25 protein-coding genes and 1 pseudogene are annotated in these 25,517 nt (G+C 70.5%); 9 read left to right on the forward strand and 17 right to left on the reverse strand.

The window, feature by feature from the left end:
* Nucleotides 1-354: 354 nt before the first annotated feature.
* Together ABZO29_RS19450 and ABZO29_RS19455 are read right to left on the reverse strand one after the other, a co-directional pair.
* Nucleotides 355-2,277, reverse strand: a complete 1,923-nt coding sequence (locus ABZO29_RS19450) for a long-chain fatty acid--CoA ligase (protein ID WP_367321459.1) — start codon at nucleotides 2,275-2,277, stop codon at nucleotides 355-357.
* Nucleotides 2,278-2,593: 316 nt separating this feature from the next.
* A pseudogene (locus ABZO29_RS19455) lies at nucleotides 2,594-2,875 on the reverse strand (acetyl-CoA C-acyltransferase); the annotation flags it as partial.
* Between the two features lie 113 nt (nucleotides 2,876-2,988).
* Between ABZO29_RS19455 and ABZO29_RS19460 the strand changes: the two are divergent.
* Nucleotides 2,989-4,290, forward strand: coding sequence for a 3-oxoacyl-ACP reductase (locus ABZO29_RS19460; RefSeq protein WP_367321460.1), 1,302 nt, complete (start codon nucleotides 2,989-2,991; stop codon nucleotides 4,288-4,290).
* Nucleotides 4,290-5,123 carry a MaoC family dehydratase gene (locus ABZO29_RS19465; protein WP_367321461.1) on the forward strand — a complete coding sequence of 278 codons (834 nt, stop codon included), beginning with the start codon at nucleotides 4,290-4,292 and terminating at the stop codon, nucleotides 5,121-5,123. The genes ABZO29_RS19460 and ABZO29_RS19465 overlap by 1 nt, the downstream gene beginning before the upstream one ends.
* On the opposite strand, the gene ABZO29_RS19470 is transcribed toward ABZO29_RS19465, so the two are convergent.
* The 7 genes from ABZO29_RS19470 to ABZO29_RS19500 form a co-directional block, all read right to left on the reverse strand.
* A complete protein-coding gene (locus ABZO29_RS19470) occupies nucleotides 5,108-5,770 on the reverse strand; it encodes a TetR/AcrR family transcriptional regulator (RefSeq protein ID WP_367321462.1) in 663 nt (220 codons plus the stop codon). The genes ABZO29_RS19465 and ABZO29_RS19470 overlap by 16 nt on opposite strands.
* A gap of 61 nt (nucleotides 5,771-5,831) precedes the next feature.
* Complete coding sequence (locus ABZO29_RS19475) at nucleotides 5,832-6,134, reverse strand: DUF4229 domain-containing protein (RefSeq protein ID WP_367321463.1); 303 nt, start codon at nucleotides 6,132-6,134, stop codon at nucleotides 5,832-5,834.
* Between the two features lie 114 nt (nucleotides 6,135-6,248).
* Nucleotides 6,249-6,773: an N-acetyltransferase family protein gene (locus tag ABZO29_RS19480; protein ID WP_367321464.1), complete on the reverse strand. Its 525-nt coding sequence runs from the start codon at nucleotides 6,771-6,773 to the stop codon at nucleotides 6,249-6,251.
* Nucleotides 6,774-6,789: 16 nt separating this feature from the next.
* Complete coding sequence (locus ABZO29_RS19485; RefSeq protein WP_367321465.1) at nucleotides 6,790-7,428, reverse strand: UdgX family uracil-DNA binding protein; 639 nt, start codon at nucleotides 7,426-7,428, stop codon at nucleotides 6,790-6,792.
* A gap of 126 nt (nucleotides 7,429-7,554) precedes the next feature.
* The gene (gene mqnE, locus ABZO29_RS19490) at nucleotides 7,555-8,718 is read right to left on the reverse strand and encodes an aminofutalosine synthase MqnE (RefSeq protein WP_367321466.1); all 1,164 of its coding nucleotides are present in this window, start codon (nucleotides 8,716-8,718) and stop codon (nucleotides 7,555-7,557) included.
* 38 nt (nucleotides 8,719-8,756) lie between these two features.
* Nucleotides 8,757-9,212, reverse strand: a complete 456-nt coding sequence (locus tag ABZO29_RS19495; protein WP_367321467.1) for an Lrp/AsnC family transcriptional regulator — start codon at nucleotides 9,210-9,212, stop codon at nucleotides 8,757-8,759.
* A 67-nt stretch (nucleotides 9,213-9,279) separates the two neighbouring features.
* Nucleotides 9,280-9,963: a UbiX family flavin prenyltransferase gene (locus ABZO29_RS19500; protein WP_367321468.1), complete on the reverse strand. Its 684-nt coding sequence runs from the start codon at nucleotides 9,961-9,963 to the stop codon at nucleotides 9,280-9,282.
* 87 nt (nucleotides 9,964-10,050) lie between these two features.
* Between ABZO29_RS19500 and ABZO29_RS19505 the strand changes: the two genes are divergently transcribed.
* Complete coding sequence (locus ABZO29_RS19505) at nucleotides 10,051-10,653, forward strand: rhomboid family intramembrane serine protease (RefSeq protein WP_367321469.1); 603 nt, start codon at nucleotides 10,051-10,053, stop codon at nucleotides 10,651-10,653.
* Between the two features lie 215 nt (nucleotides 10,654-10,868).
* Here the strand turns inward: ABZO29_RS19505 and ABZO29_RS19510 are convergent, their stop codons facing one another.
* The 3 genes from ABZO29_RS19510 to ABZO29_RS19520 form a co-directional block, all read right to left on the reverse strand.
* Nucleotides 10,869-11,174, reverse strand: coding sequence for a hypothetical protein (locus ABZO29_RS19510; RefSeq protein WP_367321470.1), 306 nt, complete (start codon nucleotides 11,172-11,174; stop codon nucleotides 10,869-10,871).
* A 152-nt stretch (nucleotides 11,175-11,326) separates the two neighbouring features.
* Nucleotides 11,327-12,229 (reverse strand): menaquinone biosynthesis prenyltransferase MqnP, encoded by a 903-nt coding sequence (mqnP, locus tag ABZO29_RS19515; protein ID WP_367321471.1) that lies wholly within the window; start codon nucleotides 12,227-12,229, stop codon nucleotides 11,327-11,329.
* Entirely contained in the window at nucleotides 12,226-13,677 is a 1,452-nt protein-coding gene (locus tag ABZO29_RS19520; RefSeq protein WP_367321472.1) for a menaquinone biosynthesis decarboxylase, read from the reverse strand. Before ABZO29_RS19520 ends, mqnP begins: the two co-directional genes overlap by 4 nt.
* A 120-nt stretch (nucleotides 13,678-13,797) precedes the next feature.
* On the opposite strand from ABZO29_RS19520, the gene ABZO29_RS19525 reads away from it, so the two are divergent.
* A complete protein-coding gene (locus ABZO29_RS19525; protein ID WP_367321473.1) occupies nucleotides 13,798-14,196 on the forward strand; it encodes a PLD nuclease N-terminal domain-containing protein in 399 nt (132 codons plus the stop codon).
* Nucleotides 14,196-15,080, forward strand: coding sequence for a LysR family transcriptional regulator (locus tag ABZO29_RS19530; protein WP_367321474.1), 885 nt, complete (start codon nucleotides 14,196-14,198; stop codon nucleotides 15,078-15,080). Before ABZO29_RS19525 ends, ABZO29_RS19530 begins: the two co-directional genes overlap by 1 nt.
* On the opposite strand, the gene ABZO29_RS19535 is transcribed toward ABZO29_RS19530, so the two are convergent.
* The gene (locus ABZO29_RS19535; protein ID WP_367321475.1) at nucleotides 14,977-15,924 is read right to left on the reverse strand and encodes a DMT family transporter; all 948 of its coding nucleotides are present in this window, start codon (nucleotides 15,922-15,924) and stop codon (nucleotides 14,977-14,979) included. The genes ABZO29_RS19530 and ABZO29_RS19535 overlap by 104 nt on opposite strands.
* 112 nt (nucleotides 15,925-16,036) lie before the next feature.
* The gene (locus ABZO29_RS19540) at nucleotides 16,037-16,804 is read right to left on the reverse strand and encodes a CDP-alcohol phosphatidyltransferase family protein (RefSeq protein ID WP_367321476.1); all 768 of its coding nucleotides are present in this window, start codon (nucleotides 16,802-16,804) and stop codon (nucleotides 16,037-16,039) included.
* Between the two features lie 163 nt (nucleotides 16,805-16,967).
* Here ABZO29_RS19540 and ABZO29_RS19545 point away from each other — a divergent pair, with 163 nt between their 5' ends.
* The 4 genes from ABZO29_RS19545 (at nucleotide 16,968) to ABZO29_RS19560 (ending at nucleotide 22,186) form a co-directional block, all read left to right on the forward strand.
* A complete protein-coding gene (locus tag ABZO29_RS19545; protein WP_367321477.1) occupies nucleotides 16,968-17,426 on the forward strand; it encodes a nucleoside deaminase in 459 nt (152 codons plus the stop codon).
* A complete protein-coding gene (locus ABZO29_RS19550) occupies nucleotides 17,419-18,384 on the forward strand; it encodes an isopenicillin N synthase family dioxygenase (protein WP_367321478.1) in 966 nt (321 codons plus the stop codon). The genes ABZO29_RS19545 and ABZO29_RS19550 overlap by 8 nt, the downstream gene beginning before the upstream one ends.
* A 125-nt stretch (nucleotides 18,385-18,509) precedes the next feature.
* Nucleotides 18,510-20,639 (forward strand): hypothetical protein, encoded by a 2,130-nt coding sequence (locus tag ABZO29_RS19555; protein WP_367321479.1) that lies wholly within the window; start codon nucleotides 18,510-18,512, stop codon nucleotides 20,637-20,639.
* A complete protein-coding gene (locus tag ABZO29_RS19560) occupies nucleotides 20,639-22,186 on the forward strand; it encodes a hypothetical protein (protein ID WP_367321480.1) in 1,548 nt (515 codons plus the stop codon). The genes ABZO29_RS19555 and ABZO29_RS19560 overlap by 1 nt, the downstream gene beginning before the upstream one ends.
* On the opposite strand, the gene ABZO29_RS19565 is transcribed toward ABZO29_RS19560, so the two are convergent.
* From ABZO29_RS19565 to ABZO29_RS19575, 3 genes are all read right to left on the reverse strand, one after another.
* Nucleotides 22,183-22,590 (reverse strand): SRPBCC domain-containing protein, encoded by a 408-nt coding sequence (locus ABZO29_RS19565; protein WP_367321481.1) that lies wholly within the window; start codon nucleotides 22,588-22,590, stop codon nucleotides 22,183-22,185. The two genes, ABZO29_RS19560 and ABZO29_RS19565, sit on opposite strands and share 4 nt — an antisense overlap.
* Nucleotides 22,591-22,674: 84 nt before the next feature.
* Nucleotides 22,675-23,793 (reverse strand): c-type cytochrome biogenesis protein CcsB, encoded by a 1,119-nt coding sequence (gene ccsB, locus ABZO29_RS19570; RefSeq protein ID WP_367321482.1) that lies wholly within the window; start codon nucleotides 23,791-23,793, stop codon nucleotides 22,675-22,677.
* On the reverse strand, nucleotides 23,790-25,514 hold the full coding sequence (locus tag ABZO29_RS19575) for a cytochrome c biogenesis protein ResB (RefSeq protein ID WP_367321483.1): 1,725 nt from the start codon (nucleotides 25,512-25,514) through the stop codon (nucleotides 23,790-23,792). Before ABZO29_RS19575 ends, ccsB begins: the two co-directional genes overlap by 4 nt.
* Nucleotides 25,515-25,517 lie beyond the last annotated feature (3 nt).

The following is a 25,517-nucleotide window of genomic DNA, read 5'->3' on the forward strand; positions in this document are numbered from 1 at the left end:
GCCTCGTACTCCTCACGAGCGAACACGTACGGGCCCAGCCGAGCACCGGGGCGCTGCCGGAGCCGGTGAGGAAGTGTGCCGGGCCTGCGCGGTCCGTCCCGAACTCGGGGACCGGAAGGCCGTCGTGCCGGCCCAGCACGAAGTCGGCCTCCTCCTCCGGCGTCTCGAACTCGTCCGCCGGCTCCGGGTGCCACAGCTCGCGCGTCGCCTCCGCTGCCGGCACCCGCAGGTCCGTGCCGTCGATCCGTACGCCCCAGAGCGGCTGCCCGGGGCTCTCGGAGCGCGGACACTGGAGGAACTCGATGCGGTCCACCCTGGCATCCTCCCCGGACGACGCCCGCGCCGCGAACCCCCTTATTTCGCGTACAGCTCCTCGATCTCCTGCTCGAAGTCCCGCATGACCGCCTCGCGCCGCAGCTTCATCGACGGCGTCAGATGGCCGGACACCTCCGTGAAGTCCACCGGCAGCACGACGAATCCCCGTATCGACTCCGGGCGGGAGACCATCTTGTTCGCCTCGTCCACCGCCCGCTGCAGCACCGACCTCAACTCGTCGTCGTCCACCAGGAGTTCCGCCGGGACGGGATGCTTGCCGTTCATCTGGCGCCAGTGGGTGATGCCGTCCATGTCCAGGGTGATGAGCGCCGCGACATAGGGGCGGGCGTCGCCCACCAGCATGCATTGCGAGATCAGCGGATGGGAGCGCAGCCAGTTCTCCAGCGGCGCCGGTGCCACGCTCTTGCCGCCCGCCGTGATCAGCATCTCCTTCTTGCGGCCGGTGATGGTGAGGTAGCCCTCGTCGTCCAGCTCGCCGATGTCACCGGTCGCCAGCCAGCCGTCCGGTGCCGCGGGGACCACCCCGCCGGCCGCCGGGTCCCAGTAGCCGCGCAGTACGTGATCGCCGGCGATCAGGATCTCCCCGTCCGCGGCGATACGGATCTTCGTGCCGGGCAGGGGCCAGCCCACGGTCCCCAGGCGGGGTTTCTGCGGCGGTGTCACCGTCGATGCCCCCGTCACCTCCGTCAGGCCGTAGCCCTCGTAGATCTCGATGCCCGCGCCGGCGTAGAACGCGGCCAGGCGGCGGCCCAGCGGGGAGCCGCCGCAGATGGCGTGGCGGACGCGGCCGCCCATGGCGTTGCGGATGCGCCGGTAGACGAGGGGGTCGTAGAAGGCGCGGGCCGCGCGCAGAGCGGCGGAGGGGCCCGAACCCGTGCCCGTCGCGCGGGCCTCCACCGCCTCGCCGTATCGCTGCGCCACCGACGCCGCCCGGTCGAAGGTCGACAGCCGGCCGCCCGCCTCCGCCTTCGCCCGCGCCGAGTTGAAGATTTTCTCCAGCATGTAGGGGATGGCCAGCAGACAGGTCGGTCGGAAGCTCGCCAGGTCCGGCAGCAGATCCTCCGCCTTGAGGCTGGGCGCGTGGCCCAGCCTCACCCGCGCCCGGATGCACGCGATGGCCACCATCCGGCCGAACACATGGGACATCGGCAGGAAGAGGAGGACCGAGACCTCCTCGCTCGATCTGGCCTTGAAGATCGGGTAGAGGAGTTCGATCGCGTTGTCGACCTCGGCGAAGAAGTTGCCGTGGGTGAGCGCGCAGCCCTTGGGGCGGCCCGTGGTGCCGGAGGTGTAGATCAGGGTCGCGAGGGTGTCCGGGCCCAGCATGCCGCGCCGTACGGAGACTTCCTGGTCCGGCAGTCGCTCGCCCAGCTCCGCGAGGCGGTCCAGGTGGCCCTTTTCCAGGACCCACATGTGCTGGAGGTCGGGCAGATGGTCCCGCTCCGGGCCGAGGGCCGCTGCCTGCGCGACCGTCTCGGTCACCAGGGCGACGGCGCCCGAGTCCTGGAGGATCCAGCGGGTCTGGAAGACGGAGGACGTGGGATAGACGGGGACGGTCACCAGGCCCGCCGCCCACGCGGCGAAGTCGAGGAGCGTCCACTCGTACGTCGTACGGGCCATGACGGCGATCCGGTCGCCCGGCATCAGGCCCTCGGTGACCAGGCCCTTGGCCAGGGCCAGCACCTGGTCGGCGAACTGGGTCGCCGTCACGTCCCCCCACTGTCCGTCCTGCGCCTTGCGGCTCAGGACGACGGCGTCGGGGACGGCGCTCGCGTTCTCGAAGGGCAGGTCGGCGAGCGACCCGTGCCGTACCGGCTGCGCGAACGGCGGCACGGATGCCTCCCGGACGGCTCCGTCCAGTCGGCGGGTCTCGGGCGCCACGAGGGTGGGGGGAGCGTCGTCGTAGGTGGCGGAGGTGGGGGTGGGGTACGGGGTGGACACGGGCGGCTCCCTGGGCGTGCAGCAACGAAACTGCTTGCTGCCATGACGTACGTTCCTCGCACACCGAGGCGTTCACCGGCATTTCCCTCCAGAGAGGGGTTACCGCCGGTTAGGCAGGAGATCGTACGGGGTCCAGGTGGGGAGGTTGTGCCGTTTCCGGGGTGTTCTGGAGCCAGGGGTGTGCAGCATCGGGGAACTCACGGGGCCGCCTCTACGCCTCGTCAACCCGGCTGACTTGAAGGCTTATTGAGCCGATCTTGACCCGCCGAGCGACTTCGCCCGCCGCGCCTCCGGCAGCAGGCGCCGCAACTCGTAGCTGGATGTCGTACGCGGGAGTGCGCGGGTCCAGTACCGAGCCGGGGACCGTCTCGCGGGTCAGGTTGAAGTCGCGGCTGCGCTTGAGGACCTCACCGGCGACGAACTCGCCCACGGCGCCCGGGCCGTCGAGGCGGTACCGCGCGGCGAGGCCGTCGAGGGCCGCCGTGAGCATCTCCTGGTTCGAGGCGGTGGCGTACGGGCCGTCCGAGCGTGCGAACGGGATGCGCGCGCCGCCGATGACCGCGACGCGCCGGACTTCCGGCGCCTTCAAGGTGCTCATCTCGACCTGCTCCTCCGCCGTGACCTAGACTTACCCCCGGTAACCCTACTTCGGAGTAAGTAAGTCGACGCCAGAAACCGGGCAAACAGTTCACGCCAGCTGGGGAGACGGACATGGCCGACCGCTATCTGCGCTTCACGGGTACCGCGCCGGGCCGGTTTCTCACCCGGCGCCTGGGCCTCCCGCAACCGGCGGCCCTCGGACGCTGGTCGCCCGAGCGGCCGTCCCTGGCCGGCGGCCTGCTGCACCTCACCGCCGGCAAGTCCGACCTCGGCCTCGGCCCGGTGCTCGCCCGGACGGACCTCGTCGGTCCCTCCGACCGGCCCGCCGCGGTCGTCCTGGACGCCACCGGCGTGCGCGACGTCGAAGGACTCGGCGAGGTGCACGCGGCCCTGCACGCCGTCGTGCGGTCGGTCGCCGTGAGCGGGCGGATCGTGGTGCTCGGCGCGCCACTCGACGCGGCCGATCATCACCAGGCCGCCGCCCAGCAGGCCCTCGAGGGCTTCACGCGCTCGCTCGGCAAGGAGGTCGGACGCGGCAGGACCGTCAACCTCGTCCGGCTCACCGACGCGGCCGCCGCCGAGTCCACCCTGCGCTTCCTGCTCTCCCCCAAGTCGGCGTACGTCAGCGGCCAGGTGATCGAGGTCGGGGTGCCCGGGGTCACCGCCCCGGGCGACTGGGACCGGCCCCTCACCGGCCGCACGGCCCTGGTCACCGGCGCCGCCCGCGGGATCGGCGAGGCCGTCGCCGAGACGCTGGCCAGGGACGGAGCCCGGGTGGTCGTACTCGACACACCGCAGGCCGAGGACGACGCGCGCAGGGTCGCCGAGCGGTTGAACGGCAGCGCCCTCGCCCTCGACATCACCACCGCCGACGCGGGCGAACGCATCGCCGCCGCCCTCCCCGACCGCCTGGACGTCCTGATCCACAACGCGGGCATCACCCGTGACCGGCGACTGGTCAACATGCCCGAGGAGCGCTGGAGTTCCGTGCTCGACGTGAACCTGGGGAGCGTGCTGCGCACGACGGACGCGCTGCTGGCGGCCGGTGCGATCAGGCGAGGGGGCCGGATCGTGGCCACGGCCTCCATCGCGGGCCTCGCGGGCAACGCGGGCCAGACGAACTACGGGGCGAGCAAGGCGGGCGTCGTCGGCCTGGTGCGCTCCCTCGCGCCGCGCGCGCTCGCCGAACACGGGGTGACCGTCAACGCGGTCGCGCCCGGGTTCATCGAGACGAAGATGACGGCCGCCGTGCCGCTGTTCATCCGGGAGGCGGGGCGCCGGATGAACTCCCTCGCGCAGGGCGGGCTGCCCGTCGACGTCGCCGAGACCACCGCCTGGCTCGCGCACCCGGCGTCCGGGGCGGTCAACGGGCAGGTCGTGCGGGTGTGCGGCCAGAGCCTCCTGGGGGCGTAGTGGGCACGCTCACCGCTCCCCCGGCCCTCGGTCCGCTGCTCGCCCGGGGCGCACTGCGCTCACCCTTCAAGCGGCCCCACCCGGGCGTCGCCTTCTCCGGCGGCCGGCTCGTGCTGCCCGGGCTGCGGGTCGACCTGGCCCGGCTGGCCGCCTACGAGCGGGTGTGCGGCTTCCCGACCGGTGACGACGCCCTGCCGGTCACCTATCCGCATGTGCTGGGCTTCCCGCTGGCCATGAGCATCATGAGCGGCCGGGACTTCCCTCTTCCGCTGCTGGGCCTCGTCCACACGTCGATCGAGATCACCCGGCACCGGGCGCTCGCGTCCACGGAGACGTACGAACTCGCCGTGCACGTCGACCGGTTGGCCCCGCACCGGCGCGGGACGGAGGCGTACGTCGTCACGGAACTGAGGCAGGACGCCGACGTCGTCTGGGAGTCGACCAGCACCTACCTGGCCCGGCACCGCACCGGCTCCGCGCCCGCCGCCGAACGTCCGGCGGCCGGGCCCGCGCTCCCCGTCCTCGACGAGTGGCATCTCGCCGCCGACGTGGGCCGGCGCTACGGTGCCGCCTCCGGCGACCGCAACCCCATCCACCTCCACCCCCTCACCGCCCGCCTGTTCGGCTTCCCCCGGGCCATCGCGCACGGCATGTGGACGGTGGCCAGGTGCCTGGCGGCGCACGGCACGCCGCAAGCCGCCTTCGTGCGGGCGGAGTTCAGGGCACCGGTGCTGTTACCGGGGACGGTGACGTACGCGGCGGAGGGCGGGCGGTTCGAGCTCAGGGGCGGCGACAGGGTGCATGTCACCGGGAGCGTTCAGCCGCTGGTGTGAGCCGGGTCCTCCGGCGGTGACCAGGCCCGCCCCACCATGAGGCTGCCCAGCCCCGCCCATGCGAAGTTCATCAGGGTCACCGCCGCCTGCCGGGCACTCACGCCCTCCGTCGCGTTGGCCCAGGCGGCGAGGGACTCACCGGCGCCGACCAGGGCCTCGGCGAGACCGGCCACCTCGCGCTCGGGCATGTCGGGGTCACGGTGCGCCTCCCGTGCCGCGACGACGATCAGCTGCGTCACGAACGCGACGAGCTCCTCACGCATCGCGGTGACCTCGGAGGCGAAGGCCTCGCCGTGCGTTCGGGCCTGGAGGTGCAGTACGGACCAGCCGTCCGGGTGCTGCGAGGTGTGCGTGAAGAACGCCAGCAGACCTTCCCAGAGTTGCCGGTCGGCGGGAAGGTCGGTCCGTACGCCGGCGCGCACGGCGTCGGTGAGCGCCTTGGCCTCACGCCGTATGCAGGCGGTGAAGAGCTCGTCCTTCGAGTTCAGGTACAGGTACACCAACGGCTTGGACACACCCGCGAGTTCGGCGATGTCGTCCATCGACGCGGCCATGTACCCGCGCTGGCCGAAGATGTGGACGGCGGCGTCGAGCATCTGCTGCTCACGCACCGCACGCGGCATCCGCTTGGTCTTCACGACACCCATGGGGGCAAGACTAATTGCGGACGGCGCGGGACAACTCCCCTGGGACGCGTCCTGGGAGCAACTAGGAGGCCTGCCCCTGGGCGCGGGCCGCCTCGTCCACCGCGTCGTCCTCCTGGCTGCGGTTGGCCTCGAGGTTGGCCTTGACCCGGTCGACCCTCTGCACGATGCGCACGGACGCCCGGTCCCGCTCCTTGCGCAGCACCACGAAGCTGATCGGCGCCGAGATCACCAGCGCCAGCAGGAGGACCCACATGCCGTTGGACTCACCGAGGCCGCGCGGGACGACGCCCGAGTAGACGAGGCCCCAGACGACCACGAGGCAGCCCGCGAAGATCCCGAGGCGCATCAGCGTGTAGCGGAGCATCTCAATCCACTCTTTCGTTTCCGGGGGTCCCCTGGGGGAGGTCCTAACCCACCCAAACGTGCACCGTCCAGTGAAGCACGCCGGGCTCCGGATCCTGGAGGGGGGTGCGGGGACTCACATCAGCGGCAGCAGCATCGTGATGTCGTCGCGGTCGTCCCCCGGCGCGACCCGGATCGCGCCGGGCACCCGGCCGACCTCCTTGTAGCCGCAGGAGCCGTAGAACCGCTCCAGGCCGAGCCCGCCGCGGCAGGTGAGACGTATCGCGTCGATGCCGTCGAAGCCGCGGGCGGCGTCCGCCGCGGCCGCCAGCAGGTCGCGGCCGTACCCCTTGCCCTGGTGCCGGGGGTGCACCATCACCGTGTACAGCCACACCCAGTGGGTCATCAGCCGGTGCGTGTTGAAGCTGAAGAAGGCGGTCGCGGCCACATCACCCGCCTCGTCGTGCCCGACGAGCAGCCGCATGCCGCCCTCCGCCATCGACGCGAGCTGCTTCACCAGCGCGGGCCGGATCGTCTCCCGCGTCACGGGCGGCACGAAGCCGACGGCACCGCCGGCGTTGGAGACGTCGGTCCACAGGTCGAGGACGCCGTCGTGCAGGGTGGGTGTGACGGCCGGGTCGAGTGTGAAAGTAAGGGACACTGCGCCATCGTACTCATTACGACAGTGCCCGTGCCGCCACTTTCAGATCCGATACCAGCCCCCGGTACGCGCCCTCCCGGTCGTCGGCCCGCAGCACGGACGAGGGGTGCACGGTCGGCACCAGCCTCTCCTGCCGCCCGTGGATCTCCTCCTCCAGCACCGTGCCGCGCACCTGCGTGACCCGGAACGACGACCCGAGCAGCGCCTTCCCGGCCGTCGCGCCCAGCACCACGATCAGCTCGGGTTCCACGATCGCCAGCTCGGCGGCGAGCCACGGCCCGCACGCGGTCATCTCGCGCAGGCTGGGCGCCTTGTGGATCCGGCGCTTACGGGGCTCGGCCTGCGTGAACTTGAAGTGCTTGACGGCGTTGGTGACGTAGGTCTCCGCCGGGTCGATGCCGGCCTCCGCGAGGGCCTTGTCGAGCAGCTTCCCCGCGGGTCCGACGAACGGCTTGCCCTGCCGGTCCTCCTGGTCCCCGGGCTGCTCACCCACGAGCATCACCCGGGCGTGTGCGTTGCCCGCGCCGAACACCGTCTGGGTGGCTGCCCGGTGCAAGGGACAGCCACGGCAGCCTGCGGCGGCCCGCCGCAGGGCGGTGAGCCCACCCCGATCGGGGACGAAGGGTTCAGCGGTGTAGGCCTCATCGGATGTCACGAACGCCGAGTACCCAGCCAACGGGAGTACGCCAACCAAGGGGCGCGGGGCTGTCTCGATATGCGGCTCCGCCGCGTGGGCGCGACCAGCCCCCACGACCCGTAGCCCGGGTACGACCTGAAACCCTCACACCCTCATCGGCTGCGGCGACTCCCGGCGCGCCGGGTCCGGGCCGTCGTACTCGCGGATGATCTCGTACCGCGTGTTGCGCTCCACCGGGCGGAAGCCGGCGTCGCGGATGAGTTCCAGAAGGTCCTCGCGGGTCAGCTTGTTCGGCGTGCCGTAGTTGTCCGCGTCGTGCGTGATCTTGTACTCGACGACCGAGCCGTCCATGTCGTCCGCGCCGTGCTGCAGCGCCAGCTGGGCGGTCTGCACGCCGTGCATGACCCAGAAGACCTTGACGTGCGGGACGTTGTCGAAGAGGAGCCGGGAGACGGCGAAGGTCTTCAGCGCCTCCGCGCCCGTCGCCATCTGGGTCCGGGCCTGGAGCCGGTTGCGGACCTTGCCGTCCTTCATGTCCACGAAGTCGTGCTGGTAGCGCAGCGGGATGAAGACCTGGAAACCGCCGGTCTCGTCCTGGAGCTCACGGAGCCTGAGCACGTGGTCGACGCGGTGGCGGGGCTCCTCGATGTGGCCGTACAGCATGGTGCACGGGGTCTTGAGCCCCTTCTCGTGCGCCAGGCGGTGGATGCGCGACCAGTCCTCCCAGTGGGTGCGGTGGTCGACGATGTGCTGCCGGACCTCCCAGTCGAAGATCTCCGCGCCACCGCCGGTGAGGGACTCGAGGCCCGCGTCGATCAGCTCGTCGAGGATCTCGGAGGCGGACAGCCCGGAGATGGTCTCGAAGTGGTGGATCTCCGTGGCCGTGAAGGCCTTGAGGGAGACGTTCGGCAGGGCGGCCTTGAGCTCGCGCAGCGACCGCGGGTAGTACCGCCAGGGGAGGTTGGGGTGCAGCCCGTTGACGATGTGCAGCTCGGTGAGGCTCTCGCTCTCCATCGCCTTGGCGAGCTTCACCGCCTCCTCGATGCGCATCGTGTACGCGTCCTTCTCCCCCGGCTTGCGCTGGAAGGAGCAGTAGGCGCAGGACGCCGTGCACACGTTGGTCATGTTGAGGTGACGGTTGACGTTGAAGTGCACGACGTCGCCGTTCTTTCGCGTCCGCACCTCGTGCGCGAGGCCGCCCAGCCAGGCCAGGTCGTCCGACTCGTACAGCGCGATGCCGTCCTCGCGGGTCAGCCGCTCCCCGGCCCTGACCTTCTCCTCCAGCTCGCGCTTGAGCCCGACGTCCATGCTCACACCTTTCTCCGACGACTCCGACAACCGTACGTCTACGCCTCTTCCGGAAGCTCTCCGACCCGGTTCTCCCACTTCGTGGAGAGCACGATCGTGGTACGCGTCCTGGAGACGCCCTTGGTGCCGCTGAGCCGCCGGATGATCTTCTCCAGACCGTCCACGTCGCTCGCCCGCACCTTGAGCATGTACGAGTCGTCGCCGGCGATGAACCAGCAGTCCTCGATCTCGCTCAGGTCCTTCATCCGGTCCGCCACGTCCTGGTGGTCGGCGGCGTCGGAGAGGGAGATGCCGATCAGGGCGGTGACGCCGAGGCCGAGGGAGGCGGCGTTCACGGTGGCGCGGTAGCCGGTGATGACGCCGGCCGCCTCCAGCCGGTTGATGCGGTCGGTGACGCTGGGGCCCGACAGGCCGACGAGGCGTCCCAGCTCCGCGTAGGAGGCCCGGCCGTTCTCTCTCAGGGCCTGGATGAGCTGCCTGTCCACCGCGTCCATGCGATTCGAAGCCTTCCGCTGAAGATTTCCTGAAGTGATGGGTGCTGCTGCTGGTACTGCGTGCTGCTCAGGAGGTGCGGGACCCGCCCCCGAGTTCGCCCTCCCACCGGCGGTACAGGCCGTGCGGGACGCCCGCCGCGTCGAGGACCCGGCCGGCGACGAAGTCCACCAGGTCCTGGATGTGGGTCGCGCCCGCGTAGAAGGCCGGTGAGGCGGGGACCACGGCGGCACCCGCGTCGTCCAGTGTGACGAGGTGGCGCAGGGTCTGCCCGTTCAGGGGTGTCTCCCGTACGGCCACGACGAGCGGACGCCGCTCCTTGAGCGTGACGCTCGCGGCCCGTTGCAGCAGGTCCTTCGACAGCCCGAGCGCGACGCCGGCGACGCAGGCCGTGGAGGCGGGCACGATGAGCATGCCCTTCGCCGGATACGACCCCGAGGACGGCCCCGCGGCCAGGTCCCCGGAGTTCCAGTACCGCACGCGCGTGACGTCCGCCGGAAAGGTCCCGGGCTTCCCGTCGGCCCCCTGGGACAGCCATTCCCGCAGGTCGTCCTGCCAGTGGGCGTCCCGGAAGGAGATCCCCGTCTCGTCCAGCAGCGTCAGCCGGGAGGCCCGGCTGACGACCAGGTCCACGCTCTCACCGGCGCCCAGGAGCGCACGCAGCACGGCGGCGGCGTATGGGGTGCCGGAAGCGCCGGACACCCCTACGATCCAAGGCGTACGGGGCGTCTCTCCTGGCTTGACTGGGTTCACGACACCGAGCCTATCCGGCGCGGCTGTGTGGGAACGGCGCAAGGGGGCCGGACGTTCCCCGGAGGGGACGAGCGAGCGGGGGTCGCCATGCCGGGTGCGGAACTGGAGTGGTCGAGGAGCGACCGGGCGAAGGCCGCGGCCAAGCTGATGCTGGGCTGGGTGGCGCTGCTGTGGCTCCTGGAAGCGGTGGACGTGGTGACCGGCCACGCCCTTGACGACTTCGGCATCGTCCCGCGCACCCCGTCCGAGCTGGTCGACGTCGTCCCGGCGGCCTTCATCCACTTCGGCTTCGCCCATGTCGCCGCCAACACGCTGCCGCTGCTGGTCCTCGGCTTCCTCGCGGCCCTCGGTGGTGTACGTCGTTTCGCCGCGGTCTGCGCCCTGATAGTCGTCGCCGACGGCCTGGGCGTCTGGCTGATCTCCCCGTCCGGCACCAACACGGCCGGCGCGTCCGGCCTGATCTTCGGCCTCTTCGGCTACCTCCTGATCACGGGCTTCGTGGAGCGCCGCCCCGTCGGCATAGCCGTCGGCGTGTTGATCGGCGCCCTGTGGGGCACGTCGATCCTGGCGGGCCTGGCCCCGACCCAGACGGGCGTGAGCTGGCAGGGGCATCTGGTCGGGCTGGTGGCGGGGGTGGGGGCGGCGTTCGTGTTCCGGCGCCGGGCGCCTCGTGGGGAACTACACGCCTAGAAATGTCGGCTTCGGGTCACTGCCAGAAGATCTCGTCGACGACGATCTGTGGGTCCTCGGTGCGCCTGATGAAGGTGTACTGCAACCAGCCGTCTCCGTGTCGAAGAGGGCGATGCGGGGCCCCTTCGGTTCGCTGGACTGAACGGGCCGGACCTTCATGCCATCGGGGAGGTTCACATCGACGTCGACACCTCGGAAGATGAATCCATCGTCGGTCACTGGCCCGGCTCCAGCCGCCGTACCTGGTAGCGGATGTTGGAGGCCTCCCCGAGAAGCGCCTTGGCCTCGGTGATGTCGGTGGACTCCGATGCGCGGTGGTGGAGATCCTTCATATGGGCGTCGAGCTTCGGATCGCGGGCGATCGCGTACTGGCTCCACCAGCGGGCCATGAACGCCGGCACGGTACTGATGTCGTACGCGTCCGCTACAGCCCACTTCCAGTGCTCGTCGAAATCGGGAAGCAACTGGGGAGCGTGCTGGGCGATCGCCTCACGCAGCGCCTTCGGCGTCCGCTCTGGCATCGGCGGAACAGCCGACGTGGATTCTGTGGCGTGAACAGCCATGGCCAATGTGTTCCCCGGTTCCCAGCGCTCCTTCAGCGCGCCATGCCTACGACCACAGCCCTCGCCCGGAGCCGAGGGTCAGCAGTTCACCAGCTTCCACCCGGCAGGGTTCAAACAGTGAGCCCCCGGACCAGCAGATCCAGCAGCGCACAGCCGAACAGAGCGATCCCGATGAACCCGTTGACGCTGAAGAACGCCCTGTTCACTCGGGACAGGTCGTGCGGGCGCACGATCGAGTGCTCGTACACGAACGCGCCCGCGACGATCATCAGGCCGAGCCAGAAGAAGCCGCCCGCGTCGGTGACCACCGCGTACCAGACGAACAGCGCCGTGGTCACCGTGTGACAGGCCCGCGCCCCCCAGACCGCCGCGGGGATGCCGAAACGGGCCGGGACCGACATGACGCCGATCTCGCGGTCGGTCTCGACGTCCTGGCAGGCGTAGATCAGATCGAAGCCGCCGATCCAGATGCCGACGGCGAGGCCCAGGATCACCGCGTCCCAGGACCAGGTGCCGGTGATCGCCAGCCAGCCGCCGACCGGGCCCATCGTCTGGGCCAGGCCGAGGATGGCCTGGGGGAAGTTCGTGAACCGTTTGCCGTAGGGGTAGACCACCATCGGGATCACCGCGATGGGGGCCAGGGCCAGGCACAGCGGGTTCAGCAGCGCCGCCGCGCCCAGGAAGATCACCAGCGCGATCAGTGCGCCGGTCCACGCGTGCCGTACCGACATCGCGCCCGTCACCAGCTCGCGCTGCGCCGTGCGGGGATTCCTCGCGTCGATCTCGCGGTCGATGATCCGGTTGACCGCCATCGCGAACGTGCGCAGGCCCACCATGCAGATGGTGACCAGGAGCAGCCGCCCCCAGTGGATGTTCCTGTCCCACTGGAACATCGCGGTGAGCGCGGCGATGTACGCGAACGGCAGGGCGAAGACGGAGTGCTCGATCATCACCAGGCGCAGGAACGCCTTGGTGCGTCCTGGCTGCGGGATCGCGGCGGAGGCGCTGCTCACAGGCCGTACTCCTTCCAGCGGCGGTCGACCTTCGCCGCCGTCTCCGGGTCGGACTCGACCATGTCGGGCCATCCGCCGTCGCGCGTGTAGCCCTCCTCGGGCCACTTCTTCGTCGCGTCGATGCCCGCCTTGCCTCCCCAGAACTGCTGGTAGGAGGCATGGTCTAGGTGGTCGACGGGGCCTTCGACGACCGTGAGGTCGCGGGCGTAGTCCGTGTTGCCGAGCGCGCGCCAGGCGACCTCGTGCAGATCGTGCACGTCGCAGTCGGAGTCGACGACCACGATCAGCTTGGTCAGGGACATCATGTGCGCGCCCCAGATCGCGTGCATCACCTTCTGGGCGTGCTTGGGGTACTTCTTGTCGATGGAGACGATCGCGCAGTTGTGGAAGCCGCCCGCTTCCGGCAGGTGGTAGTCCACGATGTCCGGCACGATGATCTTCAGCAGCGGGAGGAAGAACCGCTCCGTCGCGCGGCCCAGGGGTCCGTCCTCCGTCGGAGGGCGGCCCACGACGATCGACTGCAGCAGCGGCCGCTTCCGCATCGTCACGCAGTCGATCTTCAGGGCGGGGAAGGGCTCCTGCGGGGTGTAGAAGCCGGTGTGGTCGCCGAAGGGGCCCTCGGGCAGCATCTCGCCGGGCTCCAGCCAGCCCTCCAGGACCACCTCCGCCTGCGCCGGGACCTGGAGCGGGACCGTCTTGCAGTCGACCATCTCGATCCGCCTGCCCGCGATGAACCCGGCGAAGAGGTACTCGTCGATGTCGCCCGGGAGCGGCGCGGTGGACGCGTAGGTCACGGCGGGCGGGCACCCGAAGGCGATCGCGACGGGCAGGCGCTCCCCTCTTCTCGCCGCGACCTGGTAGTGGTTGCGGCTGTCCTTGTGGATCTGCCAGTGCATGCCGATGGTGCGCCGGTCGTGGCGCTGGAGGCGGTACAGCCCGAGGTTGCGGATCCCGCTCTCCGGGTCCTTGGTGTGCGTGAGCCCCAGGTTGAAGAAGGAGCCGCCGTCCTTGGGCCAGGTGAAGAGGGCGGGCAGGGCGTCGAGGTCCACCTCGTCGCCCTGGAGGACGACCTCCTGCACCGGAGCGTCCTTCACCTTCTTCGGCGGCACGTGCGTCATCGCGCCGAGCTTGCCGAAGGCCTCGCGTACGCCCACGAAACCGTGGGGCAGTTCGGGGCGCAGCAGCCCGCCGATCTTCTCGGAGATCTCGCCGTACGACTTCAGGCCGAGGGCCTTCAGCAGCCGCCGGTCGGTGCCGAAGACGTTCATCGCGAGGGGCATCGAGGAGCCCTTCACGTTCTCGAAGAGCAGCGCGGGCCCTCCGGACTTCTGCACCCGGTCGACGATCTCCCCGACCTCCAGATACGGATCGACCTCAACCTTGACGCGCTTGAGGTCGCCTTCACGTTCCAGCGCCCTGAGCAGGGAACGAAGATCGTCGTAAGCCATGCGTCCCAGTATCTCCGAGGGCACGACGCACCCGACGCCCGCCCCGCGCCAACCGCTACCCTGTGCGCGTCACCGGGGCCGTCCAGCGCCCGTCACCGTCTCCTGGGGGAACGCGCCGCCATGTTCAGGTATCTGCCCTTCCTGCTGGTTCTGGCGTTGTGGATCTACGCCTTCATCGACTGCCTGAACACCCCCGAGGAAGAGGTGCGGGGGCTGCCGAAGGTGGTGTGGGTGATCATCATTCTGCTCTTCGGTGAGGTGCTGATAGGCCCGATCGCGTGGCTGGTTGCCGGCAAGAACCGTCGCCCCGCTCCCGCGGGCGGCTCCACGCCCTCCCAGTGGCACAGCAACCACCGCACGGAGTTCGTCGCACCCGACGACAATCCCGAGTTCCTCAAGTCCCTCAAGGAAGAGAACAAAAAGGACGAGGCCCTCCTCAAGGACTGGGAGGCCGACCTGCGCCGCCGCGAGGAGGAGCTGCGGCGCAAGGAGCGCGGCGAGGCCGCCGAGGACAGCTGATGGAGCTGCGGCTGCTGGTCACCTTCGAGAAGGTCGCCACGGTCCTGAGTTTCACCCGGGCGGCGGCCGAACTGCGGTACGCCCAGTCCAGCGTGACCAGCCAGATCCGCGCCCTGGAGTCCTCGCTCGGCGCGCAGCTCTTCGACCGGCTCGGCAGCCGTATCCGCCTGACGGAGGCCGGGGAGCGGCTCCTCCCCTACGCCCGGCAGATCATCGAACTGACCGAGGAGGCGCGGGCGGCGGTGGCCGGTGAGGAGGAGCCGTCCGGTTCGCTCACGGTCGGCACGATGGAGTCGCTGACGTCCTACCGGCTGCCGCCGCTCCTCGAGCTCTTCCACCACCGCTATCCCGGGGTGCGTGTCGCCCTGCGCACCACCATCGGCGACGAGACCCGGCGGGCGCTGCTGCAGGGGACGTACGACCTGGGCTTCCTGATGGAGGAGGAGACCGAGCACCCGGGCCTGCAGAGCGAGGTCCTGGCGATCGAGCCGCTGGCGCTGGTCGCGGCGCCCGGCCACGCCCTGCTCGCCCGGGACCTCACCACCGCCGACCTCGTACGGCAGCCGCTCCTCGCCACCGAACCCGGCTGCGCCTACCGCGACTTGTTCGAGCGCGAGCTCAAGTCGGCCGGGCCCGCCGTCGAGTTCATGGAGTTCGGCACGATCGAGGCCACCAAACGCGCGGCGGCGGCCGGTCTCGGGATCTCGCTGCTGCCCGAGGTGACGGTCGCCGCCGAAGCCGCGGAGGGGTCGCTCGTACGTCTGTCGTGGACGCCGCCGTTCACCCTTCGCACGCAACTGGCGTGGCGGGCCGGGAAGCGGCTTCCGGCGCACGCCCGGCTGTTTCTCGAACAGGCGCGGAAGCTCGTGGCCGAGCAAGGGTGACCTTGAGACTGGCGACCACGATCAGCGGCACGCCCAGCGCCTGCACGAGGCCGATGTGGTGGCCGTACACCGCCCAGTCCATGACCATCGCGACGGCCGGGTAGACGAAGGCGAGGACGGCGATCTTCGAAACCGGGAGCTTGGCGTAGGCGGCGTACATCAGGACGTACATCACGCCCGTGTGGATGAACCCGAGCCCGACCAGCCAGCCCCAGTCCGCGCCCGTGCCGCTCATCGCGCCGAAGTCGGCGAAGGGCAGCAGGAGCGGGATGCCGACGAGGACCTGGACGAGCGCGACGAGGTGCGGACGAACGCCCGTGACGCGCTTGGTGACCAGGGTGGACAGTCCGTAGAGGAGCGCGGCGAGCAGCGCCTGTCCGACGCCCACCACATACGATCCACCGCTCCCGAAGTCCCCGGGCGTGACGCCCGAGACGAGGATCAGCCCCGCGAAGGCGACGCCCACCCAGCCGACCTTGGTGGCGGTGAGCCGCTCGCGGAAGAGCAGGGCGCCCAGCAGCACGACGTAGAAGGGCTGCGTGTGGTACACGACCGTGGCGACGGAGATCGACGTGTTCTCGTACGACTGGAACAGCAACACCCAGTTGAAGACGATGAACACACCGCCGAGGACGGCGAGTCCGAGCGTGCGCGCAGTGAACCCGTGGTGCCGCAGCCAGCCACGTCCGACGACGTACGCGCCCAGCGCCAACGCCCCGAACAGCACACGGAAGAACACGACGTCGAAGGGCGAGGCGCCCGACTCGACGACGAAGACACCGAGGGTGCCGGAGAGCACCATCGCGCTCGTCAGCTGGGCCGTGCCCTTGTTCTCTGAGGTCATGGCCATGAAGGTAGGAGCGGGCGCCGAGGGTGGTCCACGAGCCGGTGGGGCGTCCTGCCGATGGGGGTATCGGTCCGGCCGATGACCGCTGGTCCCCGGGTTGTCCGTCGTGTCAGCGCAGCCGCGACGACGACAGGATCGACAGCAGGTGGGCCGGGACCATCACCCAGGTGATGACGGCCAGCGCGCCGAGTGCCCAGCGCGTCGGCTCGATGCCGTCGGTCGCGGTGTCGGCGATCGCCGCGACCAGCAGCACCAGGGACGCCTCGATGCCGTTCGTGACGCGGTGGATCTTGAAGGCGGCGGCGAGGCGGCGCACCGTGGCCACGCCCTGCGAGCGCGGCCTGGTCGACTCGTCGTCGGCGACGGCGAGCCCGCGACGGGCCCGCGCCACGTCCACCAGGTCGGTGGAGGCCTTCAGCAGGACGACGCCCAGGGCGGTGGCGATCCCGACCGACAGCCATCCGCCGACGCCCGACTCGGCGGCCCGGTAGCCGGCGCCCGCCATCAGCGCCGCGTCGGCGAGGTAGGCGCCGAGGCGGTCGACGTAGACTCCGCTCGCGCTGTTCTGTCCCTTCCAGCGGGCGACCTCGCCGTCCACGCAGTCGAAGAGGAGGAAGAGCTGCATGAGGACGGCCGCGAGTACGGCGCCCGTGAGTCCCGGGATCATCAGCGCCGCCCCCGACGCGACCCCGCACACCACCATCGTCCAGGTGAGCTGGTCGGGCGTGACCGGGGTGCGGACCAGTTGCCGGGTGAACCGCAGGGAGATCTTCCGCATGTACAGCCGGCCCGCCCAGTGCTCGCCGTTGCGGCTCGCCAGCTTCGCCTGCGGCTGGCAGACCTCCCGCAACTCCTCCAGCACCGGAGCAGCACCCATGACCGTTCCCCTCACCAGGAATCCCCGGGCTGCCCCGGGCCTCAACTACCGCACACGCGGCGACGATCGGGCCAGGTTACAGACCGCCGGATGCGGATCTTCCGCAGGCCATGGGTCCACAGTCCCGTTGCCCTCCGGTTCCGGTCACAGGAGAGTGGGACGCATGAAGCTCTTGGATCAGGCAACGGGCCGTACATGGCTCGCCACCGCCGTCGAGGAGGCCCGCGCCAGCCTCGCCGAGGGCGGTATCCCGATCGGCGCCGCGCTCTACGGGGCCGACGGCGCCCTGCTCGGCCGCGGACACAACCGGCGCGTCCAGGACGACGACCCCTCGACGCACGCGGAGACGGCGGCCTTCCGGGCGGCGGGGCGGCAGCGGTCGTACCGGGGTACGACGATGGTGACGACCCTCTCGCCGTGCTGGTACTGCAGCGGTCTCGTCCGCCAGTTCGGCATCTCCCGGGTCGTGATCGGCGAGGCGGTCACCTTCCACGGCGGGCACGACTGGCTGGCGGAGCACGGCGTGGAGATCGTGGTTCTCGACGACGCCGAGTGCGTCGGGATGATGCGCGACTTCATTCAGAGCAACCCCGCCCTGTGGAACGAGGACATCGGTGAGTGACCCCCGTATTCCGACCATTGATCTGCGGCCCTGGCTGGACGGCGACGAGCAGGCCCGCCACGACATCGCCCGCACCGTCGACCAGGCCCTCCAGACCGCCGGTTTCCTCCTGGTCACCGGGCACGGCGTGGACCCGGCCCTGCGCGCACGCATCCGGGAGGCCGCCCGCGCCTTCTTCGTCCTCCCCGCAGACGTCAAGCAGCCGTACGCCGCGAAGGTCGGCGGCCGCGGCTGGCTCGGTCCCGGCGCCGAGGCCAACGGGTACGCGGAGGGTACGCAGACCCCGCCGGACCTGAAGGAGTCGCTGACGTTCGCGACGCACGAGCCCTTCGAGGAACCGGTGGTCAACGCGGAGTGGTACGCGCCCAACGTCTGGCCGGCGGAGGTACCGGAACTTCAGCGGCTCTGCGAGGAGTACCTGGCGAAGATGGGTGAGCTGGAGAACCACCTCCTCGCCCTCCTCGGCGAGGCCCTCGGTCTCGAACCCGACTTCTTCACGCGGCACATGGACCACCCCACGTACGGCTTCAACATCAACTGGTATCCGGGGACGGCAGTCATCGGCGAGCCCCTGCCCGGACAGTTCCGCATCGGACCCCACACCGACTTCGGGACCGTGACGATCCTCGACCGGCAGGCGGGCAAGGGCGGGCTGCAGGTCTACACCGACGAGGGCGGCTGGCAGGACGCGCCCCACGACCCGGCCGCCTTCACCGTCAACATCGGCGATCTGATGGCCCGTTGGACCGGCGACCGCTGGCGCTCCGGCCGCCACCGCGTCCTGCCGCCGCCGGCCGACGCACCCGCCGAGGAACTGATGTCCCTGGTCTACTTCGGCGAGTGCACCCCGGGGACGCTCGTGGAGTCCGTCCCGGCTCCGGTGGGCAGGGTGACGTACGAGCCCGTCGACTCGCATGTGTACCTGCGGGAGAAGCTCGACTCGATCACCGTGGGCTGACGATCCCTGCCTCGCGGCCGGGTGCGTGCGGAACTTTCGTAACCCAACGGACATCACGCGATCTGGCTCGAACCAACTTCCGCTCCTTACCCTTGAGTTGAGAACCGGCCTAGGGGGAGGTGCGGGTGCACAGACGGTTGCACGGGCGTGGTGCGCTGTTCGACACGGAGCCTGCCGGTCTCGTCCCACGGCTCGTCGGGCTGCGTCCCTACGAGCATCTCGCCGCCAAGGTCGACCATCCCCGCGAGCTGCCGATGCTGGTCCTCGCGGGCGGTCGAGGTCTCGGCAAGAGCGCGGTGCTCGCCGAACTGTGGGACGCCTACACGGAACGCAACCGCAAGGGCGAGACGCGCAAACGCACCCCGGTCGCGCTGATCGACTGCGAGGAGGAGCAGTTCGCCCGGCCGCCGCACGAGGAGAGCCCCGAGTCCTGGTCACCGGTGTGGCAGGCGCTGCTGGTGATCGCCGAGCAGCTGACCGAGCCGGTGAAGGCGGCCGGACAGCTCACCTTCCCCCGGCTGACGGCGGGCCTGGTGGCGGTACGGGCGCAGGACTGGAGCGGCCGTACGGACTCGGAGCGCATCCGCCGGGAGCTGGTGCGGATCCTGCTGCTGAACGAGCGCGGTGCGCGGTTCAACCTGGCCGGCCGGTGGGCGGCCAAGGTCGCGTCGAAGGTGATCGCGGCCGCCAGCGGGCAGGGCCCGTTCGTCGCGGCGACCGTCGAGGCCACCCTGGAGGCCCTCTCCGAGGGCGTCACGCACCGCAAGGAGCAGCGGCCGTCGACCTGGTACCGCACGTATCCGAACGCGGGCGGCAACGCGAAACGCGGACTGCTGCTGCTCTCCGGGAACTTCCGGGCCGGCGGCACCTCGCGCGAGCACGCCGAGCGCTATCTCGTACGGGCGCTGCTCGCCGACCTGGCCGAGGCGTACTCGGGGATCGGCTCGCACCTCACCCGGCTGGGCCGCCCGCTGGTGCTGCTCGACAACGCGCGGAGCGGACCGGGACCGGGCCTGCTGGACGCGGTGCTGCGGGACCGCTCCGAGGGGATCGCGGACCAGGTCGTGTTCATCGCGACCGTACGCGGCACCGACCACCCCGCCCTGCGGGACGCGGCCCGCCGCGACCTGCCCGCGGTGGCCCGGACCACGGACTGGGAGCCGGGCAGCTCCGCCTCGTCCCGGACCCTCCTCGTGCCGCTGCCGCCGCTGTCGCCCGACGACACCTTGCACATCGTGGGCGCGGTGTGCGACGACGTCGAGGTCCCGCCCCAGCTCCCGCACGCCGCACACCGGTTGACCGGCGGCAACCCGCTGGGCATCGTCCTGCTGGCCACGGCGGCCAAACAGCATCCCGAGCGGGCCGTCTCACTGGGCCGGCTGCTCACCGCGCACATCTCCCTGGAGGAGGACCGGGCCGACAGCCGCCCCGCCTACAGCGAACTGCTGGAACGCCTCGTGCCCGCCGACCGGCTCGACGAACTGACCGTGCTGGCCGCCGCCCACGACCACGACTCGGCCGTGGCTCTGGCCGCGGCCCAGCTCCCGGACGACTTCGGCGCCTCGGGCGTACGCTCCCTGCGGGCACAACTGGCCGGGGAGGGACTGCCGTCCGAGCCCGGCCACTTCGTCGGCGACCCCTTCGTACGCACCCTGCTGCTGCTCCGCCTCCACCACCGCCACGCGGACCACGCCAAGTGGCGTGAGGTGCACGAGACGTCGATACGGCACTACACGCACGCCGAGGACGACCCCTCCCACGCCCGCTACCGCCTCTACCACGAACTCGCCCTCGGCGACGCGGCCGGCGCGGTGGCCCACCTGCGCGACACCTTCACCTCCCTCGACACCCGCACCTGGCTGGACACCCTCTGCTTCCTCGCAGCGGCCCCCTACTTCCACGCGCACGACGCCGAGGGCCGCGACTTCGCCGACCAGGACGACCGTCGCTCGGCGATCGCGCTCGGCCGCACCGACGCCGGCCACCGTCCGCCGCAGGGCGCCGACGCCTTCCTGCACCTGCGGATACGGCGGCTGCTGCACGCCGTCTGGCAGGTGACCGACCCGCTGGTGCTGCCCGACCCGAAGGTGTGCGACCGGATGCGGTTCGAGCTGCTGCAACTGTCCGACCTGCGGCCCGCGGGAGGTGCCCTGCTGTTCGCGGCGTCGCAGGCCTGGCCGCTGGACGCCCTCGCCGGGCGGGCACTGCGCACGCCGGACGACGACGAGTCCGACGACACGGACGGGGAGGCGTGATGGCCGGCGGAAGAGGCGCGGTGGCGCGGCTGCGGGTGATCTGGGGGATCCGCCTCTACCGCTATCTGGCCCTGCTGGTCACGGCCGCGGTGGTGACCGGGCTGGTCCTCGGCATCCGGGCGCTCGCCCACGAGGACCGCTCGTGCGCACCCGGGGTCGCACGGCCGCAGGACAGTGACGAGTGCGTGGGCGTGGCGACGACGGCGTACGACTTCGGGCGGCCCCAGCTCCGGGACGCGGTACGGGCCATCGACCGCGAGAACGCCCGCCTCAAGCCCGGCAGCTACGTGACGGTCGCGCTGATGTTGCCGTACACGGCGACCACCCCCTCCACCCTCAGCGACATCCAGCACGAGCTGCAGGGCGCCTACCTGGCGCAGTACCAGGCCAACCACAGCTCCAACGGCCAGTCCCCCGCGATCCGGCTGGTGCTCGCCAACCCGGGGGCGACCGGCGACCACTGGGAGCGGATGGTCGACCAGCTGGTCCGGATGACGAAGAGCTCCGACCGGCTGCGGGCGGTCGCCGGGGTCGGCATGAGCACCGACAACAACAAGAAGGCCGTCAAGGAGCTGACCCTGCGCGGCATTCCGGTGGTCGGCAGCTCGATCACCGCCGACGACCTCGCCAACGGCCAGAACGGCCAGGACCCCTTCCCCGGCCTCGCCCGGGTCTCGCCCACCAACACCGACGAGGCCCGCGCGCTGGCCTCCTTCGCCAAGGTGACGGCGGGCAAGGCGCTGCTCGTGTACGACAAGCCCGGCGACCCCTACACGCGGACGCTCCAGCAGTCGTTCGCGAAGCTGATCGAGGGCTCGCCGTACGAGCCGCAGCCGTTCACCCCGCCCGCCGACCGCAGCCGGGAGGGCACGACCGCCAACACCTTCCGGCAGATCACGCACCTCGTGTGCGACACGGCCGAGGGCACGGACACGATCCTGTTCGCGGGCCGGCACACCCAGCTGCGGCAGTTCATCAACGCGCTCGGCGGACGCGGCTGCCAGGACCGGAAGTTCACGGTGCTCACCGGTGACGAGGGCTCCTACCTGACCGGCGAGAAGGACCTGGACCGCAGCGCCCTCGAACGCAACCTCTCCGTCCGCTACACGGCCCTCGCCCACCCCGACGCCTGGCTGAAGGACACCGCGAGGACGGGCGGCTCCAAACAGGACGCGGAGGTCCTGAACGGGCTGCTGGCAGGCAGTGGCCGCGAGCCGATCGGCCCCATCGGCTCGACGGGGCTGGAGGACGGCCAGCTGATCATCGCCTACGACGCCGTGCAGCTGGCCGTCCACGGCATCCGCGAGGCCACGCCCGACGGCCGGGTGGTCCCGCCGCTCGCGGACGTCGGCCTGCAGTGGCCGCAGGTCAAGGGCTCGCTGCGGGTGAGCGGGGCGAGCGGCTGGATCTGCCTGGACGTGCACGGCAACCCGTACGACAAGGCCGTACCGATCGTGGAACTCACCCCCGAGGGCGGCTCCCGCTTCGTGAAGATCGCGTGGCCGGAGGGGAAGGCGCCGGGGAAGGAGTGTCTGCCGCCGTCCTAGGAGGCCGCCGCCGCAAGGTACTCGATCAGGCGTTCGAAACGGGCACGCCAGCCCTCCTCGGTCTCCGCCTCGCCCTGAACCTCGTGGGTGAACCGGAGGATGCTGGCGTCGTCCCCGTCCCGCTCCAGATGGAAGCGGATGCGCCCGAGGCCCTCCACCGTGTACTCGGCGACCCGGTCCACGTCCCAGGCGGTGACCTGCCCCCTGCCCAGGTCACGCAGGACGACCGCGCCGCCGAGCCGGGGCTCCAGAACCTCGACGCCGGTCCACCAGGCGCCCAGCCCCTCCGGGGTGGCGAGGGCCGGCCAGACCGTCTCCATGGACCGCGGAAGCCGTACGAGCATGTGCAGCGTGCGCGGGTTCCCGTGGGTCTCGCTGGTGCCCTGTTCGACGGAACCGGTCATGACACCAGCGTGACCCGGGGCGGAGCGTTCCGCACGTGGTCACGGGCGCTCACCGGTATCCACGTTTATCCGCCGTACGGCAGTTCAGAACCCGACGGAGCGGAGCGCGCCCAGACCCACGTCGGCGTACGAGTGCTTGCCGGACACGAAGATGTTCACCCCGTAATAGTTGAACAGCCAGCAGCCGAAGGCGAGCAGCGCCAGGTACGCGGCCTTGCGGCCCTTCCAGCCGGCCGTGGCACGGGCGTGCAGGTAGCAGGCGTAGCCGACCCAGGTGATGAAGGACCAGGTCTCCTTGGGGTCCCAGCCCCAGTAGCGGCCCCACGCGTCGCCCGCCCAGATCGCGCCCGCGATGATCGTGAACGTCCACAGCGGGAAGACGGCCGCGTTGACGCGGTAGGCGAACTTGTCGAGGGACGCCGATGCGGGCAGCCGGTCCAGGAACGAGTTCGCGAAGCGGCCGGGCTTGCCGCCGGTCGCGAGCTTGTTCTCGTAGTTGTCCTTGAACAGGTACAGGATCGTGGCGACCGCGCCGACGTAGAAGACCGCGCCGCAGAAGATCGCGGTGGAGACGTGGATGTACAGCCAGTACGAGTGAAGGGCGGGAACCAACTGGTCACTGGCGGTGTACAAGACAGTGACGGCGAGACCGAGATCGAGGAGGACCGTCGTGATCAGGAACAGGCCGAGCCAGCGGACGTTCTTCTTCAGCGCGAGCAGCCCGAGGTACACACCGACGGCGACCGTCGAGAAGGTGATGTTGAACTCGTACATGTTGCCCCACGGCGCCCGCTGCACCGACAGGGCCCGCGCGAGCACTCCACCGAACTCGACCAGGAAGGCGAGCAGGGTGAGGGAGATGGCGATACGCCCGTAGAGGTCGCCCTGCTCGTCCCCGCCGTGCGCACCAGGCCCGTCGGGCACGTCCCGCGCCCCGGCCGCGGACCGCACGACGACCTTCGGCCGCTCCAGTACGGCCGTGCCGCCGGCGTTCTTCACGGTGACCGCCGGCGTCGTCTTCGCCGCGTCCTTCTTGGCGTCCGCGGTGAGCGCGGCGGCGGTGCGGCCGACCTTGCTGCGGCTGCCGAAGAGCCATTCGGCGATGTACGCGAAGAAGGCCAGGGTGTAGACGGCCATCGCGGAGTAGATCAGCGTGTTGCTGATGTTCGCGAGATGTTCGTTGGTGGCGGCGGCGAGAGTCACTGCTGCTCAGCCCCTTCGGCAGGTACGACTTGGGGGTCGGGGGAATCGGAGGAGTCGTCGTCGGGTTCGGGCGCGCCCGGCGCCTGGTCGTACAGGATCCCGGCGAGGTCGCCGAGTTCCTCGGGCACCTTGGCGGACTCGCTGCGGCCGAGGCCGGCCATCTCGACGACGGTCACGCCGTCGGCGCCCCGCACGGCCCTCACCCACACGCGGCGGCGCTGGATGAACAGGGAGGCGGCGAGGCCGAAGATCGCGGTGAGGGCTCCGGTGAGTGCCCAGCCGCTCGCGGGCTGCTGCACGACCTGGAAGTTCGCCCACTCCTTGGTGCCCTCGTAGGTGACCGAACCGGCGCCGTCGGGGAGCGTCATGGTCTCGCCGGGCTTCAGGTTCACCCTGAGCTGCTGGTCCTTGGAGTCCTTGAAGTACTTCATGTGCGACTTGTCGAGCTGGTACACGCTCTGCGGGATGCCCGAGTTCACGCCCAGGTCGCCGTAGTACGGCGCCAGGTTGAGTACCGGGTTCCGCAGCGCTGGGAACGTCGAGGCCGTCTCGCTGCCCTTCTCATAGGTCGGCAGGAGGAAGGCCTGGATGCCCAGCTGTTCGCTGACGCCCCGGGCGTTCTTGTAGCCGTCCATGACCTTGACCACACCGGAGGAGGTGACATTGGAGTCGAGGGGCAGCAGCGGTACGGCGTCGCGGAGGACGACGTCGCCCTTGCCGTCGCGGACCGTCACGAAGGGGGCGTAGCCGTGGGCGGTGAGATAGACCTTCGCGTCGCCGATCTCCAGCGGCTCGTTGACCTTGACGGTGGTCTTCCGCTCCTTGCCGTAGGCGCCCTCGCTGTAGGTGATGGCCGCCTGGTAGGTGCGCGGGGTGCCCTTGTTGGGGCCGGAGTCCTCGTAGGTGCCGGTGAACTTGTCCAGGGTGAAGCTGAACGGCACCAGGTCGTCGGTGCTGAAGAGGTTGCCGGACTTGAAGTCGTCGTAGGAGATGAGCGTGTTGGAGAAGCCGTCGCCCTCGACGACCAGCTTGTTGCCCTCGGACTTGTACAGCTGGCCCCAGGCGAAGGCGATCAGCAGCACGATCAACGCGATGTGGAAGGCGAGGTTGCCGACCTCGCGCAGATAACCCTTCTCGGCGGCGACCGCGTCCCCGGCGAGGTGGGCGCGGAAGCGGCGCTTCTTCAGCAGCGCGAGCGCGGCCGCGCGGACCTGCTCCGGCTCGGCCTCGGTGCGCCAGGTCGTGTAGGCGGGCAGCCTGGTCAGCCGCTTGGGCGCCCCCGGCGGGCGGCTGCGCAGCTGGCCCACGAACTGCCAGGTGCGGGGGACGATACAGCCGATGAGGGAGACGAACAGCAGGATGTAGATCGCGGAGAACCACACCGAGCTGTAGACGTGGAAGAGCCCGAGCCTGTCGTAGACGTCACCGAGGGTGGGGTGGTCCTTGCGGAACGCGGCGACCTTCGTCAGGTCGGTCCCGGTCTGCGGGATCAGCGAGCCGGGGATCGCGCCGAGCGCCAGCAGCAGGAGCAGCAGCAGGGCGACCCGCATCGAGGTGAGCTGGCGCCAGAACCAGCGGGCCCAGCCGACGACGCCCAGGGCGGGCAGGCCGGGTGCCGTCTCCTCGGGTGCGGTGGACAGCTGGGAGCCCGCGGCTCCGAGGTCCTGGTCGTCCGGGGCGGCCGGGGTCCCGTCGGTGGTCGAGGCGGTGGTCTTGCTCATCGG

Source organism: Streptomyces sp. HUAS ZL42 (assembly GCF_040782645.1).
GTDB lineage: Bacteria > Actinomycetota > Actinomycetes > Streptomycetales > Streptomycetaceae > Streptomyces.